The sequence below is a fragment of the Pseudomonas sp. LD120 genome, assembly GCF_009861525.1.
In the GTDB taxonomy this organism is placed as follows: domain Bacteria; phylum Pseudomonadota; class Gammaproteobacteria; order Pseudomonadales; family Pseudomonadaceae; genus Aquipseudomonas.
This window is the reverse complement of record NZ_WVHL01000004.1, coordinates 1-16,163: the sequence shown is the minus strand read 5'-3', so window position 1 is coordinate 16,163 and position 16,163 is coordinate 1. Positions and strand designations below refer to the sequence as shown.

Sequence of the window (16,163 nt, the reverse complement as noted above, 5' to 3'; positions counted from 1 at the left end):
AATCAAACTGCACACATGATTGAGAGCAATTATCATTACACTTTTTTCTCAATCCAGGCAAAACGCCTTTCAATGCGACTGGCTGGCGACCTGCAACGGGTACACCGACTCCCAGCCACCGCCCAGCGCCTTGTACAGCCCGACCATGGCCAGGGACACCGCGGCGGAGCTTTCCACCCATTGCTCCTGGGTGGCCAGCAAGGCGCCCTGCACGGTCAGAACGTTGACGAAATCCACCACGCCCTCGACGTACTGCTGCTGCGCGGTACGCAAGGCGATCTGGTTCTGCCGCACCGCCTCGGCCAGGCTGTCGCGGCGCAACTGACTGGCGTTGTAGCGGGTCAGTTGATCGTCGATTTCATGCCAGGCCCGCAGCACGGTCTGCTGGTAAGTCAGGGCCGCTTCCTGCTGCTGGGCCTCGCGCAGCTGGAGCATGCCCCGCAGGCGACCACCGTCGAACAGCGGCAGGCTGAACTGCGGGCCGATGCCGAACTGGCGCGAGCCCCAGGTGCCGAAATCCGCCAGTTGCAAGGCTTGGGAGCCGAGGTTGCCGGACAGGGTAATGCGCGGATAAAAATCGCCCTTGGCCACGCCGATGCTGGCCGTCGCCGCATGCAACCGGGCCTCGGCCTGGCGGATATCCGGGCGGCGTTCGGCCAGTTGCGACGGCAGACCAATGGCCACTAGGCTCGGGGGTTGTGGCACCGGTGCGTCGACGGCCAACTCCTGGTGTAGGGCCTGGGGCGGTTCACCCAGCAGCAGGCTCAGGGCATTGATCAACTGCGCCTGACGCTGTTGCAGCTCCGGCAGTTGTGCCTTGATGGTGGCGACCTGGGCCGCAGCTTCGGCCACATCCAGATCGGTCGCCACACCGTCAGCCAGACGCAATTGCGAGAGCTTCAGACTGTGACGAGCGACGTCGAGGTTCTGCTCGGTGATCGCCCGAGTGCTCTGTACGCCACGCAGTTGGATATAGTCCTGGGCGGTTTCCGCCAGCACCGACAACAGCACCCCACGCCGATCGTTCTCCGCCACTTCCAGGGTGGCGTCAGCGGCTTCGGTTTCCCGCCGGACCCGGCCCCACAGATCCAGCTCCCAGGCGGCGGAAAAACCCGCTTCCCAGAGATTGAAGGCGGAATTGCCGTGGTTCCCCGAAGGGTCGCTCAAGCCTTCGGCGCTGTTGCGCTTGCGTGCGTAACCGCCATTGGCCGAGGTGCTTGGGTAGCGCTCGGCGCTGATCACCTGGCGCGCCGCGCGGCTCTGCTGCAAGCGGCTGCTGGCCAGTTGCAGGTCGAGGTTGTCGCTCAAGGCCCGGCGACTCAGGGCCGACAATTGCGAATCGTTGAACACCTCCCACCAGCGCTCCTGCATGGGGCTGTCCACCGCCCGGCTGGCGGCGCCTTGTGCAGGCACCGACCAAGCCTGGACCTGGGTCGCCCGGGGCCGCTGGAAATCCGGGCCGACGCTGCAGGCACCCAGCGCCAGCAGGCTCAACGCGACCAGAACGCGGCCACCGTGGCGAGTAAGCTTGCTCGCGTCCGAATGCGCAGTACGCGCAAAGCAGCCTTCACCGGTAGCCTGGGCAACTGCGTGGAGTGGTTCCGGGGCTGCTGCGCAACCCAGTGGGCACAAAGTCCTTCGCCACGGGGAGCATGTGTGCTCGCGACCTAAGGAGTTCATCGCTGGGTCACCTCGCGGGCGCTGGTGGCCGAGCTGTGGGTATCCACACTGGCTTCCACCGACATGCCGACCCGCAGGCGCTCGGCCATGGGCTGGTTGGGGTCCAGGAGAATCTTCACCGGGATGCGCTGCACCACCTTGGTGAAGTTACCGGTGGCATTGTCCGGTTTCACCGCGGCGAAGGTCACACCGGTGGCCGGGGCCAGACTTTCGACGCGGCCATGCAAGGTCTCGCCGCCCAGACTGTCGACCCGCACTTCGACCGTTTGCCCGGCATGCATGGCGGTGAGCTGGGTTTCCTGGAAGTTGGCCAGCACATAGGCCTGCTGCAAAGGCACCACGGCGAGGATCTTGCTGCCTGGGGTGACATAGGCGCCGACCCGTACCGCGCGCTCGCCGACCATACCGTCCACCGGGGCCACGATGCGTGTGTAGGACAGCTCGTAGCTGGCCATTTCCAGGGCCGCCTGGGCCCGCTTCAGGCTGCCTTCGGCGGCATCGCGCTGGGCGGTGAGGATCTCCACCTGCTTGCGTTCCGCCGCCAGTGCCGCGGTGGCGGTGGCCAAGCGGGCACTGGCCTGGTCGATGCGGGCCCTGGCTTGCTGGGCGCTCTGCACCGTGCCGGCGCCAACCCCGGCCAGGTGGTTGTAGCGGTTCAGCTCATGTTCGGCAAAGGCTCGCTCGGCCTGGGCCGCGCTCAAGGCCGCCTGGGCCTGGGCAATCACCGAGCTCTGCCGGTCCAGGGTCGCTCGGGCGTTCTGCAATTGAGCCTTGGCCACCAGGGTTTCGGCATCCGCCGCCTGGGCCGCGGCCCGCAGGTCGCGGTCGTCGATCAACGCCAGCAGTTGCCCGGCCTTGACCTGCTGGTTGTCCTCCACCAGCACTTCCTTGATGAACCCGGCCACCCGCGGCGCTACCAGGGTGTAGTCGGCGGCGATGAAGGCATCGTTGGTGCTCTGTTCGCTGGAACGACCGAACAGGCCCGGCGCCACCACATAGGCCAGCGCGCCGAGGGCGGCTACCGTCACCACGGCGATGGCGATTTTGTCTTTGCTCTGGATCGTCATAAAAACCTTCTCGTTCAAGTGGCTGCCCGCGGCGGGTAGATCCGCGTCGGCATCCAGAAAATCAGCAGGATCAGCGCAGCGGCCACTCCCGCCATGCAGAAGTAGAGATCGGCGGACGTCAGCACCACGGCTTGCTGGTGCAGGCGTTGGGCCAGCCCGGCCACCCGGTCGTCCACCAGGGGTGAGTTGCCCAGGCTGTCCACCAGCATCGTCGAGTGGAAATGCAAACGGTGGGTGGTCAGCACATCCAGCACCCCGGTGGCGATCACCGCCGCCAGGCCTTTCACGGTGTTGAACCAGGCCGAAGCAAAGGGACCTTCCACCGGGGTGATGCTCCCGGTGGAGAGCATCAGCAACGGCAGCACCGCCATGGGCTGGCCGAAGATCTGCAGCAGCTGCAGCACATAGAAATCGTCACGAATCCAGGCCGCGGTCAGGTGCGTGCCGCCCAGGCAGGACAGCACCAGCATGCCCAGGCCCATACCCAGCACCCAGCGACAATCCACCCAGCGCAGATTGCACAGGGCCGCCACCAGGGGCAGGGCCAGCAGTTGCGGCAAGGCCATCACCAACATCACCGGCGCGGTCTGCAACGGGCGATAACCCTGGACCTGAGCCAGGTAGGCCGACGGGATGATGATCACCGCGGTCAGCACCACCAGCACCCCGGCCAGGGTCAACAGGGCGAAGGACAGGTTGCGGATGCCGAGCATCTGCAGCTTGAAGAAGGGAATCGGCTGCGACCATTCGTTGATCAGAAACAGCACCAGCAACACCAGCCCGCCGACCAGCAGCACACTGATCAGCGGCGAGTGGAACCAGTCCAGGCGATTGCCCTGGAGGATGCCGATCACCAGCATGCAGATCGCCGGGAAACCCAGCAGCAGACCCCGCCAGTTGAACGCCTTGAAACGCTCCAGACGCAGCGGATCCTGGGGCAGGCCGTAAGCCACCGCTGCCATGGCCAGCAGACAGGGTGGCACCACCTGCCAGAAGGCCCAGCGCCAGCCCACGTACTCGGTCCAGAGCGCCGCCAGGGGCGTACCCAGGCTGGGGCCGAAAGTGGCAGTCAGGGCGTAGCCGGCCAAGCCATAGAGCTTGACGTTGGCCGGCAGGAAGCGCAGGGCCACGGTCATCAGCATCGGCGGCAGCGCGCCCCCGGCCAGGCCTTGCAGGGTGCGCAATAGCAACAGGCTCTGGTAGTTGGGGGCGAAGGGGCACAGCACCCCCAGCAGGGTGAACAGCGCGATGGCGCACAGGGTGAAACGGCGCAGGGAAAAGGTCACCGAACACCAGGGCGCGAAGGCCATGGCTGCCACCGAGGTGGCGGTGTAGCACGCCACCAGCCAGGTGCCTTCGTCGAAGCCGATGAACAGCGCACCGCGAATATCCGCCAGGGCGATCTTGGTCACCATCTCGTTGAGACCGGACACCAGCACCGCCAGCAGTACCCCCACCAGGCCGATGATGATTCGCGGTCCGAACAACAGCGGGGCAATGGTTGCCGGTTTGCTGGCGGCAGCCACCGAAGCAGGCGTCGCGACAGCGGAGGAACTCATGAAAATACTGCTCCAGACAAGAAATCCAGAGCAGTTTATGAACAGCCGGCACTGACGAAAACTGACTTATCGACAGCTTATAAGTGCACCAAACGCAACGATAAAACCTATTGATCGTAGGTGCTGGCTTGCCAGCTAAGTGACCTCCAAAAGCGCATTCACCAGCGAGCCGGCGCCTAAAGGGACGGCGCAGCCTGCAGAGGGGCCGTAGGCGCAGGCTTGCCAGCGAAGAGGCCTCCAAGAACGCATTCGCCGCTAAGCCGGCGCCTACAAAGAGGCAGGCTGGGCTTCCTGCCAGGTGGCCTGGCAGGAGCTGCGCAGGGTTTCACGGAACCATTTGTGCGCCGGATCCTTGTCGTAGCGCGGGTGCCAGGCCTGATTCAGGACCAGGGTCGGCAGAGAAATCGGCAACACGAACGGGCGCAGGCGCAAGCCCAGGCGCGAGACGCTGAGCAGGCTTTCCTGAGGCACCGGCAGGATCAGGTCCGAATCCGGCAGCATGAACATCGCCGCATGAAAGCTTGGGGCAATCAGCGACACACGGCGCTCCAGGCCCTGCTCCGCCAGAGCCGCGTCGATCGGTCCGCGGGCAATGCCGCGGCGGGACACACTGATATGGGGAAACGCAGTAAATCGCTCGGCCGTGATCTCTTCGTCGAGCAACGGATGGTCTTCCCGCACCAGGCCGATAAAGGTGGTGGTGAACAGGTTCTGCACCTTCACTTCCGGGGTCAGCGGCCGAGTGTTGCTGATTCTCAGATCGATCCGCCCTTCCCGCAGGGCCTCGTCATCGCCGTCGCCTTCGGGCACGAAACGCAGTTCGCACAACGGGGCCTGACGCTCCAGTGTGTCGATCAGGCGCCCGCCGTAGACACCGACGAAAAAGTCGTTGGCGCGCACGCTGAAGCGCCGGCGCAACGCAAGCAGGTCGACCTGGTCCGCCGAGCGGAACAGCAGCGCCGCCTGCTCCACCAAATCACGCACCTGGCTGCGCAGCTCCAGCGCCTTGGGGGTGGGCACCAGGCCACGCCCGGCACGCACCAGTACCGGGTCGCCGAGGGCGTCGCGGATTCGTGTCAGGGTCCGGCTCATGGCCGCCGGGCTGAGGTTCATGCGCCGTGCGGCGCCGACCACGCTGCCCTCATCGAGCAGGACGTCGAGGGCCACCAGAAGGTTCATGTCCGGAAGTTGCATGCTGGGTACTCGTGATGGGGCAGGATTGATCCAGACGCAATGCTAGCAGGCTTGCCACTTAGAAAAATGCGCGAGATCAATCCATGCCCGGCCCCCGCTGGCGCAGGAACCGGCTTGTCGGCGAAGGCGTTCTCGCGGCCCTCTTCGCTGGCAAGGCCGGCTCCTGCAAAGGTGGTTTTTACACGGATCAGCGTTCGTGCAGGGCTTCGGCGCGGGCGCGGATGATCGGCTTGAGCAGATAGCTAAGAATGCTCTTCTTGCCGGTGATGATGTCCACCGAGGCCACCATTCCGGGAATGATCAGCAGCGGCTTGTCATCGGTGCCCAGGTGGCTGCGGTCGGTGCGCAGCTTGATCATGTAGTAGGTGGTTTTCTTGTCTTCGTCGGTGATGGTGTCGGCGCCAATCTGTTCCAGGCGGGCCTTGAGGCCGCCATAAATGGTGTAGTCATAGGCGGTGAACTTGACCACCGCTTCCTGCCCCGGATGCAGGAAGGCGATGTCCTGGGGACGGATCTTGGCCTCCACCAGCAGGGTGTCGTCCAGAGGGACGATTTCCACCATGTCGCTGCCCGGCTGAATCACCCCGCCAATGGTATTGACCATCAACTGCTTGACGATACCGCGCACTGGCGAGGTGACCAGGGTCCGGCTGACCCGGTCTTCCAGAGCCTTGCCGGTGGCGCTGGCCTTGTTCAGTTCGGTACGGGCTTCGTTGAGCTGGGTCAGCGCCTCGCTGCGGAACTTGCCGCGGGTTTCATCGATCTTGCGCTGCACTTCCTTGATCGCTGATTCGGCCCGTGGAATGGCCAGGGTGGTGGCGTCCAGTTGGCCACGGGTTTCCACCTCGGCGCGCTTGAGACGCAGCACTTCCACCGGTGACACCGCGCCCTGGGCGACCAGGGGTTCGGACATGTTGATTTCCTGGCGCTGCAAGCCCAGTTGCTGGCGGTACTGGGCCTGCTTGGAGGTGAACTCCCGCAGTTCCTGTTGTTTCTGGATCAGTTGCTCCTGGAGGCCGCCGATTTCGTCATGCAGTTGCTGGCGACGGCTCTCATACAGGGACTTCTCGCTGGCGGCCTGCTTAGGCACATCCTTGAGCACGTCGGGGGGGAAGTTCAGCGGCCGGTCATCGACCTCGGCGCTCAGGCGCTCGACCCGCAGCAACATGGACAGGCGCACGGTTTCAGTCTCGCCGACGTTGGATTGAAAGCGCGTGTCATCCAGGCGAATCAGCGGAGCGCCGGCTTCCACCACCTGACCTTCCTTGACGTACAACTCGGCGACAATCCCACCCTCCAGGTTCTGGATCTTCTGCACCTTGGACGACGGAATCGCCTTGCCCTCGCCCTTGGTCACTTCGTCGATCACCGCGAAGTTGGCCCACAACACCAGGAACACAAAGAAGGCGATGATGCCCCAGATGGTCAGGCGAATGACCCGCGGCGCGTCTTCGATCAGAGCCTTGTTGACCTCGGGCAGCGGCTGCCCCTGGAGAGAATCGGAGCCTTTGAAGTAACGGCGGATCGAGTCCTTGAGTCCCGGCTTAAGCAACACTGATCTGCCCCTTCTTCAACGCTTCCATCACCACCGCTTTCGGGCCATCGGCCAGGATCTGTCCACGGTCCACCACCAACAGCCGGTCCACCAGCGACAACAGCGACGCACGGTGAGTGACCAGGACCACGGTCTTGCTCTGCACCACCGCCTCCAGGCGCTGTTTCAAGCGTTCTTCGCCGGTATTGTCCATGGCACTGGTGGGCTCATCGAGCAACAGAATCTGTGGGCTGAGCAGCAAGGCACGGGCCAAGGCGACGTTCTGCCGCTGGCCGCCGGACAGGTTCTGCCCGCGCTCGCCCACTTGCAGTTCATAACCTTGTGGATGCAACCGGGCGAACTCGTGAACGCCTGCCAGCTCGGCGGCTTGCAGCACCAGTTCGTCTTCAACGTAACGAGCACCGGAGACCAGGTTGTCACGCAGGGTGCCGGCCAGCAATTGGATGTCCTGAGGTACATAGCCGATGTTATGGCGCAGCTCACTGACGTCGATCTGACGGATGTCCACGCCATCCACCAACAAGGCCCCGGAATCTGGCTGGTAGAGCCCCACCAGCAACTTGGCCAAGGAGCTTTTGCCGGAACCGCTGCGGCCAATGATGCCGACCTTTTCTCCTGGCTTGATCACCAAGTTGATGTTTTTCAGTGCCGGGTTCTGCTGCCCCGGGTAGGTGAAATTCAGCTGCCGGCATTCGATGGCGCCTTGCAGCACACTGCGGCTCAAGGGGCGCTCGTCGAAATTGCGCTCCTGGGGCAGCTCCATCATCTGGTCCACCGAAGTCATGGTGACGCGGGCCTGCTGGTAGCGGGTCAGCAAACCGGACAACGAAGCCAGCGGGCTCAAGGCCCGGCCGCTGAGCATGTAGCAGGCGATCAGCCCGCCCATGCTGAGGTTGCCATCAATGATCTGGTACACACCGAAGATGATCATGATCACCCCGGACAGCTGCTGGATCAGCAAGGTGATGTTCATCGCCAGGCTGGACAGCATCTTCACCCGCAGCTCAAGGCGACTGAGGGTGCCGATGGTCTGCTCCCACTGATACTGGCGCTCGCTTTCGGCGTTGTTGACCTTGACCGCGTCCAGCCCGGCCAGGGTCTCGATCAGGCTCGACTGTCGCTCGGCGCCCAGGGCCATGGTTTTCTCCATGGTCGCCACCAGAGGCTTTTGCAGGGCATAGCCGATGCCCAGCGCGATGGGGAAGGCCAACACCGGAATCCATACCAGGTGACCGCCCAGGATGGCGATCACCAGGAAGATCAGCAGGGTGAACGGCAGGTCAATGAGGCTGGTGAGGGTCAGGGACGCGAGAAAGTCCCGCAGGCTCTGAAATTCATGGATGTTCTGGGCGAAGCTGCCGACCCGGGCCGGGCGGTACTTCATGGCCATGCCGACGATACGCTCGAACAGCGTGGCGGAAATGATCAGGTCGGTCTTCTTCCCCGCCAGGTCCAGGCACAAGCTGCGCAGCCCCTTGAGGATCAGGTCGAAGATATAGGCGCCCATGATGCCAATGGACAACACCCACAGGGTCGAAGTGGCCTGGTTGGGCACGACCCGGTCGTAGACATTCATCACGAACAGCGGTGCCGCCATGGCGATGATGTTGATCAACAGGCTGGCGGCAATTGCATCGGCGTACAGCCAGCGAGAACGCTTGAGGGTATCGCGAAACCAGGAGCGGGCCCGGGGAATCAACGAGCCGCGATTGACGTCGAACTTGTGCTGGGGCTGGGCGAAAAACACTTGTCCGCTGTAATCGTCGGCGAGCAATTGACGACTGACGCAGACCTCACCGCCATCGCTCTCACTGAGCAGCAGACGCGCTTGATCTTCGCCCTGCCACCCCAACAGCACCGCGCTACGCCCGTCCTTGAGCAACAGCAAGGCTGGCATGGCAATCGTCGGGATCTGTTCGAGCTTGCGGCGCAACACACGCCCCTGCAACCCGGCCCGGGCGGCTGCACGGGGCAGCAGCTCGGCACTCAGGCGCTGGGAGGGTAATGGCAAACCGGTGGTCAGCATGGCCGCACTGGCCGGTTTCTGATGCAAAAAACAGAGGGTCAACAAACCATCCAGCAGGGGATCGTCATGCATACCGCGTGGATCATGACTGAGTTGCACTCGACTGACTTCTGGTTCCACGCTCGACACTCTTGACTGACTGTAGGATGAAAATAGCTCAATTCATCCCAGGCAGCTGGACCTTGGGCTTCACATCGTTTTGCACGACGGAAGCCATAGGTGCGACCACTCCCTGGCTCTTGAGCAACTCGCCCATGGTCGCCTTGATTCGATACTGAGTAAATAACTGAATGTTCTGGATCTCGGCCAAACGCCGAGAGGCGGTGAACAGTTCGTTTTCACTGTCGAGCAAGTCGAGCAAGGTGCGCTCACCCAGGCTGAACTGCTTCTGGTAAGCCGCGCGCACGCTGGCGCTACGATCAACGTACTGCTGAGCGATCGGTACCTGGGCGTTGGCGTTGTTGAGGGCGTTCCAAGCCAGACCCAGCTCTTCGTTCAACACCCGCAGGGCGTTGTTGCGAATATCCAGAGCCTGGTTTGACTGGTAGGCCTTGGACTCAAGGTCAGCCTTGTTGCTGCCACCGGCGAACAGGTTAAAGCGCATGCGCAGCATGGCCTGCCATTCGTTGTTATGGCCGACCTGACCGTCCAGGTTGTTGTCGGCGGTGCGCCCCAGTTCCGCATCGAAGCGTGGATAGAACGCTGACTTGGCGGCGGCGTACTGCTTTTCGGCAGCGACGATATCGGACTCGGCGGAGCGCAGGATCGGGCTGTTTTCCAACATCTGACGGCGGGCTTCATCCAGGTTCGCCGGCATCATCGCCATGAAACCGGCTGGACGCTCCAATTGATCAGGCATCTGCCCGACGGCACTCAGGTAGTTGGTCTGGGCGTCGGCCAGATTGGTCTGCTCGGTGATCAGGTTGTTGCGGGCCTGGGCCATACGCGCTTCGGCCTGGTCGAGGTCAGCGCCGCTGCCCACGCCACGTTGAGTACGCAGTTTGATCTGATCGTAGATGCGCTCATGGTTACGCAGGTTGTCTTCGGCCAACTGCACGAATTTGCGACGGGTCAGTACATCCAGGTACACCTGAGCCACGGTCAGGGCCGTGCGCTCGGAAGTACCCAGCAGGGAATAGGCTCGCGAATTGACGGTGGCCTGTTGACGCCCAACCTCATTAGAGGTGGCAAAACCGTCAAAAACCATCTGTTGCAGACGTAAACTTGACTCTCCGCGGTTCAATGTTTCCCAGTGATTACTCCCAGCGCCCGCGCGAGTACTAGGATTATCGGTGCCTTCGCGACCATAACCAGCCAGCGCATCGACTCGTGGCAAGTAGCCACCTTTCGCCGCCTTCAGTTGATAGTCGGCGGCCAGACGGCTGTTCACCCCGGCTTGGATTTCCGGGTGCACATCCAGTGCTTTCTGCATGGCTTCGGGGAGTGTTTGTGCCTGCACGAAACTGGTGGCTAAGGCGAACGGCAGGGCCTTTAACAGTTGAAAACGCATGGTAAGAATTTCCCTCGGACAGCGTGTCCATAATCACGTCAGAGCGCGGCATCACATCGAATGACTACAACCATAATGACCGTCTGTCGGAAAGTTCAAATTAAGAACTGCCTTACATACTTCAAGTCAGGTGATCGCACGAATATCAATGTGACATTAATTCGGCGATTGTTTAGGATGGCAAACATAAGGTCAATAGTTTGGCATAAAGTTAATTTCTAAAAAATATAGTCAAGTTATTGGCACTCATACTGTCAATAACCCGTCCCAATTACACAGCTATGTACGTCCAGACTGAGTTACGGCCCGCGCCCCAGCCAGTACATGGAAGTCGACTGAGCGGTACATCGGAGAGTCCCCAATGAGCAGTGTTGTTGCCATCGTCAAAAGCATTGTCGGTCAAGTTTTCGTAGTGTCCCCGGAAGGGATCCGACGCATCCTCATCGAAGGCGACCGCCTATTCGTGGGTGATCAGGTGGATACCGGCGCCGCCGGTGCCGTCACCTTGGAGTTGACTGACGGGCGCACGCTGGACCTTGGCCGCGACACTCAATGGAGCGGCAGCGCTCCTGACTCCAGCGCCGACCTGGCCCAGGCGAGTGCTCAAGCCGCGCCGTCAGTGGCTGAGCTACAGCAAGCCATCGCCGCGGGTGCCGACCCGACCACCGACCTGGAAGCCACTGCCGCCGGCCCGACTGCCGCAGGCACCGGAGGCGCCGCCGGGGGTGGCCACAGTTTTGTCCAGCTTGAGGAAACTGCAGGCCGAGTCGACCCGACTATCGGCTTCCCCACTGCAGGCCTGGGGTTGACCACCTCGGCCCTGGACAACACTGTTGGCGGGCTGACCAACAATGGCCTGACCACTGGCAGCGGGAGCGATACTCTGCGGCCAGCGACCCTGACCCTAGGCGCCACCCCAACCATTACCGAAGCCGGTGGCGTACTGGTGTACACCGCCACCTTGACCCAGGCACCACTGACCGATCTGTCAGTGACCCTGTCCAACGGCGCGGTCATCGTCATCAGCGCAGGCCAATTGAGCGGCAGCGTGCAAGTCCCGCTGGCGCCACAAGACGACGTCTATATCGACCCCAGCCAGATCACCGTCAACGTAACCGGCACCACTGGCGGTGGCGGCCTGTTGCTCACTGTCGACCCAAGCCCGGCGGTGACCCAAGTCACCGACACCATCGATACCACCACCGTAACCCTGACGGCCGATCCGAGCGTCACTGAAGGTGGCCAGATCACCTATACCGCCACCCTGACCAACCCGGCACAGACACCGGTGACCGTCACCTTGTCCAACGGTTCGGTGATCACCATCGGCGCGGGCCAATCCACTGGATCGGTCGACGTGGCTGCGCCTGCCAACGATGTCTACAAAAATGGCAGCACGATTGAAGTCGGCATCACCAACGCCGAAGGCGGCAACTTCGAGAACCTGGAGCCCAGCGCCGACAAAGCAGTGACCACCGTCACCGACACGATCGATGACACCGGTCTGAACCTCTCCGCGACGGACTCGGTGGCCGAAGGCGGCTCGATTGTCTACACCGCCACCCTAACCAATCCAGCCGGCACCCCGATCACCGTGACCCTGTCCAACGGTGCAGTGATCAGCATCGCCGCCGGGGCCAGCAGCGGCACCGTTACCGTGCCCGCGCCTGCGGATGACGTTTACATAGACGCCGGCAGCGTCGAAGTCATCATCACCAAAACCGATGGCGGCAACTTCGAGAACCTGATCACCAGCCCCGACGCGGCAGTGACTCAAATTACCGACACCATCGATACTTCGACCGTCAGTCTGACTGCCACCCCAACCGTGGCCGAAGGCGGCACCGTGGTTTACACCGCGTCGGTGACTGCACCCGTTACTGGTTCGCCTGTGGTTGTGACACTGTCCAACGGACAGACCATCACCATCCCTGTTGGCGAGAGCCAGGCTTCGGTCGACTTCACTGCACCAAACGACGCATTGGCTGGCGGAAGCTCCTTGAGCACCACCATTACCAACGCGGACGGCGGTAACTACGAGAAGCTGGCCATCAGCGATAAACCTGCTGAAACCACCGTGACCGATACACCTGACACCACCACCCTGAGCCTGTCGGCGACCGACACCGTGGCTGAGGGCGGCTCCATTGTTTACACCGCGACCCTGACCAATGCCGCTGGCACTCCGGTAACCGTGACCTTGAGCAACGGTGCCGTGATTACCATTGCCGCTGGCGCAACCACCGGTACCGCAACCGTCGCCGCTCCGGCAGATGACGTGTACAAAGATGCCGGCACAGTCGAAGCCACCATCACCAAAGCTGAAGGCGGCAACTTCGAGAACCTGGAGACCAACACCGCTCCAGCGGTAACCGACGTCACTGACACCATCGATACTTCGACCGTCAGCCTGACTGCCACCCCAACCGTGGCCGAAGGCGGCACCGTGGTTTACACCGCGTCGGTGACGGCACCCGTTACTGGTTCGCCTGTGGTTGTGACACTGTCCAACGGACAGACCATCACCATCCCTGTTGGCGAGAGCCAGGCGTCGGTCGACTTCACTGCACCAAACGACGCATTGGCTGGCGGCAGCTCCTTGAGCACCACCATTACCAACGCGGACGGTGGTAACTACGAGAAGCTGGCCATCAGCGATAAACCTGCTGAAACCACCGTGACCGATACACCTGACACCACCACCCTGAGCCTGTCGGCGACCGACACCGTGGCTGAGGGTGGCTCCATTGTTTACACCGCGACTCTGACCAATGCCGCTGGCACTCCGGTAACCGTGACCTTGAGCAACGGTGCCGTGATTACCATTGCCGCAGGCGCAACCACCGGCACCGCAACCGTCGCCGCTCCGGCTGATGACGTGTACAAAGATGCCGGCACAGTCGAAGCCACCATCACCAAAGCTGAAGGCGGCAACTTCGAGAACCTGGAGACCAACACTGCTCCAGCCGTCACTGATGTCACCGACACCATCGACACCAGCACCGTATCGCTCACCGCTACGCCGAGCGTGGCCGAAGGCGGCACCGTGGTTTACACCGCGTCGGTGACTGCACCCGTTACTGGTTCGCCTGTGGTTGTGACACTGTCCAACGGACAGACCATCACCATCCCTGTTGGCGAGAGCCAGGCTTCGGTCGACTTCACTGCACCAAACGACGCATTGGCTGGCGGCAGCTCCTTGAGCACCACCATTACCAACGCGGACGGCGGTAACTACGAGAAGCTGGCCATCAGCGATAAACCTGCTGAAACCACCGTGACCGATACACCTGACACCACCACCCTGAGCCTGTCGGCGACCGACACCGTGGCTGAGGGCGGCTCCATTGTTTACACCGCGACCCTGACCAATGCCGCTGGCACTCCGGTAACCGTGACCTTGAGCAACGGTGCGGTGATTACCATTGCTGCTGGCGCAACCACCGGCACGGCAACCGTCGCCGCTCCGGCTGATGACGTGTACAAGGACGCCGGCACAGTCGAAGCCACCATCACCAAAGCTGAAGGCGGTAACTTCGAGAACCTGGAGACCAACACTGCTCCAGCGGTAACCGACGTCACTGACACCATCGACACCAGCACCGTATCGCTCACCGCTACGCCGAGCGTGGCCGAAGGCGGCACCGTGGTTTACACCGCGTCGGTGACTGCACCCGTTACTGGTTCGCCTGTGGTTGTGACACTGTCCAACGGACAAACCATCACCATCCCTGTTGGCGAGAGCCAGGCGTCGGTCGACTTCACTGCACCAAACGACGCATTGGCTGGCGGCAGCTCTTTGAGCACCACCATTACCAACGCGGACGGCGGTAACTACGAGAAGCTGGCCATCAGCGATAAACCTGCTGAAACCACCGTGACCGATACACCTGACACCACCACCCTGAGCCTGTCGGCGACCGACACCGTGGCTGAAGGTGGCTCCATTGTTTACACCGCGACCCTGACCAATGCCGCTGGCACTCCGGTAACCGTGACCTTGAGCAACGGTGCCGTGATCACCATTGCCGCAGGCGCAACCACCGGTACCGCAACCGTCGCCGCTCCGGCTGATGACGTGTACAAAGATGCCGGCACAGTCGAAGCCACCATCACCAAAGCTGAAGGCGGTAACTTCGAGAACCTGGAGACCAACACCGCTCCAGCCGTCACTGATGTCACCGACACCATCGACACCAGCACCGTATCGCTCACCGCTACGCCGAGCGTGGCCGAAGGCGGCACCGTGGTTTACACCGCGTCGGTGACTGCACCCGTTACTGGTTCGCCTGTGGTTGTGACACTGTCCAACGGACAGACCATCACCATCCCTGTTGGCGAGAGCCAGGCGTCGGTCGACTTCACTGCACCAAACGACGCATTGGCTGGCGGCAGCTCCTTGAGCACCACCATTACCAACGCGGACGGCGGTAACTACGAGAAGCTGGCCATCAGCGATAAACCTGCTGAAACCACCGTGACCGATACACCTGACACCACCACCCTGAGCCTGTCGGCGACCGACACCGTGGCTGAGGGCGGCTCCATTGTTTACACCGCGACTCTGACTAACGCTGCCGGTACACCTGTCACGGTCACGCTCTCTAATGGCGCGGTCATCACCATTGCTGCTGGCGCAACCACCGGGACCGCAACCGTCGCCGCTCCGGCTGATGACGTGTACAAAGATGCCGGCACAGTCGAAGCCACCATCACCAAAGCTGAAGGCGGCAACTTCGAGAACCTGGAGACCAACACCGCTCCAGCGGTAACCGACGTCACTGACACCATCGACACCAGCACCGTATCGCTCACCGCTACGCCGAGCGTGGCCGAAGGCGGCACTGTGGTTTACACCGCGTCGGTGACTGCACCCGTTACTGGTTCGCCTGTGGTTGTGACACTGTCCAACGGACAAACCATCACCATCCCTGTTGGCGAGAGCCAGGCGTCGGTCGACTTCACTGCACCAAACGACGCATTGGCTGGCGGCAGCTCCTTGAGCACCACCATTACCAACGCGGACGGCGGTAACTACGAGAAGTTGGCCATCAGCGATAAACCTGCTGAAACCACCGTGACCGATACACCTGACACCACCACCCTGAGCCTGTCGGCGACCGACACCGTGGCTGAGGGCGGCTCCATTGTTTCACCGCGACTCTGACTAACGCTGCCGGTACACCTGTCACGGTCACGCTCTCTAATGCGCGGTCATCACCATTGCCGCTGGCGCAACCACCGGGACCGCAACCGTCGCCGCTCCGGCTGATTGACGTGTACAAAGATGCCGGCACGGTTGAAGCCACCATCACCAAGCTGAAGGCGGCAACTTCGAGAACCTGGAGACCAACACTGCTCCAGCGGTAACCGCGTCACTGACACCATCGATACTTCGACCGTCAGTCTGACTGCCACCCCAACCGTGGCCGAAGGCGGCACCGTGGTTTACACCGCCTCCGTCACCGCGCCGGTCACCGGCTCCCCAGTTGTAGTCACACTGTTCCAACGGACAGACCATCACCATCCCTGTGGTGAAAGCCAAGGCGTCGGTGAAACTTCACTGCACCAA

General features: G+C 62.1%; 10 protein-coding genes. 3 read left to right on the top strand and 7 right to left on the bottom strand.

What is annotated here, in order from left to right:
- Nucleotides 1-69 precede the first annotated feature (69 nt).
- The 7 genes from PLD_RS13690 to PLD_RS13660 all read right to left on the bottom strand — a co-directional run bounded on the left by PLD_RS13690 (nucleotide 70) and on the right by PLD_RS13660 (nucleotide 10,591).
- On the bottom strand, nucleotides 70-1,680 hold the full coding sequence (locus PLD_RS13690) for an efflux transporter outer membrane subunit (RefSeq protein ID WP_256674630.1): 1,611 nt from the start codon (nucleotides 1,678-1,680) through the stop codon (nucleotides 70-72).
- On the bottom strand, nucleotides 1,677-2,747 hold the full coding sequence (locus PLD_RS13685; RefSeq protein ID WP_159893538.1) for an HlyD family secretion protein: 1,071 nt from the start codon (nucleotides 2,745-2,747) through the stop codon (nucleotides 1,677-1,679). Before PLD_RS13685 ends, PLD_RS13690 begins: the two co-directional genes overlap by 4 nt.
- Before the next feature lie 14 nt (nucleotides 2,748-2,761).
- Entirely contained in the window at nucleotides 2,762-4,306 is a 1,545-nt protein-coding gene (locus PLD_RS13680; protein ID WP_159893536.1) for an MFS transporter, read from the bottom strand.
- Between the two features lie 267 nt (nucleotides 4,307-4,573).
- Nucleotides 4,574-5,500: a LysR family transcriptional regulator gene (locus PLD_RS13675; RefSeq protein WP_159893534.1), complete on the bottom strand. Its 927-nt coding sequence runs from the start codon at nucleotides 5,498-5,500 to the stop codon at nucleotides 4,574-4,576.
- 187 nt (nucleotides 5,501-5,687) lie between these two features.
- Nucleotides 5,688-7,055 (bottom strand): HlyD family type I secretion periplasmic adaptor subunit, encoded by a 1,368-nt coding sequence (locus tag PLD_RS13670; protein WP_159893532.1) that lies wholly within the window; start codon nucleotides 7,053-7,055, stop codon nucleotides 5,688-5,690.
- Entirely contained in the window at nucleotides 7,045-9,201 is a 2,157-nt protein-coding gene (locus PLD_RS13665) for a type I secretion system permease/ATPase (protein WP_159893530.1), read from the bottom strand. The genes PLD_RS13670 and PLD_RS13665 overlap by 11 nt, the downstream gene beginning before the upstream one ends.
- Nucleotides 9,202-9,238: 37 nt before the next feature.
- Entirely contained in the window at nucleotides 9,239-10,591 is a 1,353-nt protein-coding gene (locus PLD_RS13660; RefSeq protein WP_159893528.1) for a TolC family outer membrane protein, read from the bottom strand.
- A 361-nt stretch (nucleotides 10,592-10,952) separates the two neighbouring features.
- Here PLD_RS13660 and PLD_RS13655 point away from each other — a divergent pair, with 361 nt between their 5' ends.
- The 3 genes from PLD_RS13655 to PLD_RS31130 all read left to right on the top strand — a co-directional run.
- Complete coding sequence (locus PLD_RS13655) at nucleotides 10,953-15,758, top strand: retention module-containing protein (protein ID WP_256674629.1); 4,806 nt, start codon at nucleotides 10,953-10,955, stop codon at nucleotides 15,756-15,758.
- A complete protein-coding gene (locus PLD_RS31135; protein ID WP_371929022.1) occupies nucleotides 15,755-15,961 on the top strand; it encodes a hypothetical protein in 207 nt (68 codons plus the stop codon). The genes PLD_RS13655 and PLD_RS31135 overlap by 4 nt, the downstream gene beginning before the upstream one ends.
- Nucleotides 15,962-16,016: 55 nt before the next feature.
- Nucleotides 16,017-16,163, top strand: a 147-nt coding sequence (locus PLD_RS31130; protein ID WP_371929021.1) for a hypothetical protein, incomplete at its 3' end; no start/stop codon positions are given.

Bases quoted from the DNA above. Each gene is read 5' to 3' on its own strand.
- PLD_RS13690 (WP_256674630.1), bottom strand. From the start codon at position 1,680: ATGAACTCCTTAGGTCGCGAGCACACATGCTCCCCGTGGCGAAGGACT.
- PLD_RS13685 (WP_159893538.1), bottom strand. From the start codon at position 2,747: ATGACGATCCAGAGCAAAGACAAAATCGCCATCGCCGTGGTGACGGTA.
- PLD_RS13680 (WP_159893536.1), bottom strand. From the start codon at position 4,306: ATGAGTTCCTCCGCTGTCGCGACGCCTGCTTCGGTGGCTGCCGCCAGC.
- PLD_RS13675 (WP_159893534.1), bottom strand. From the start codon at position 5,500: ATGCAACTTCCGGACATGAACCTTCTGGTGGCCCTCGACGTCCTGCTC.
- PLD_RS13660 (WP_159893528.1), bottom strand. From the start codon at position 10,591: ATGCGTTTTCAACTGTTAAAGGCCCTGCCGTTCGCCTTAGCCACCAGT.
- PLD_RS13655 (WP_256674629.1), top strand. From the start codon at position 10,953: ATGAGCAGTGTTGTTGCCATCGTCAAAAGCATTGTCGGTCAAGTTTTC.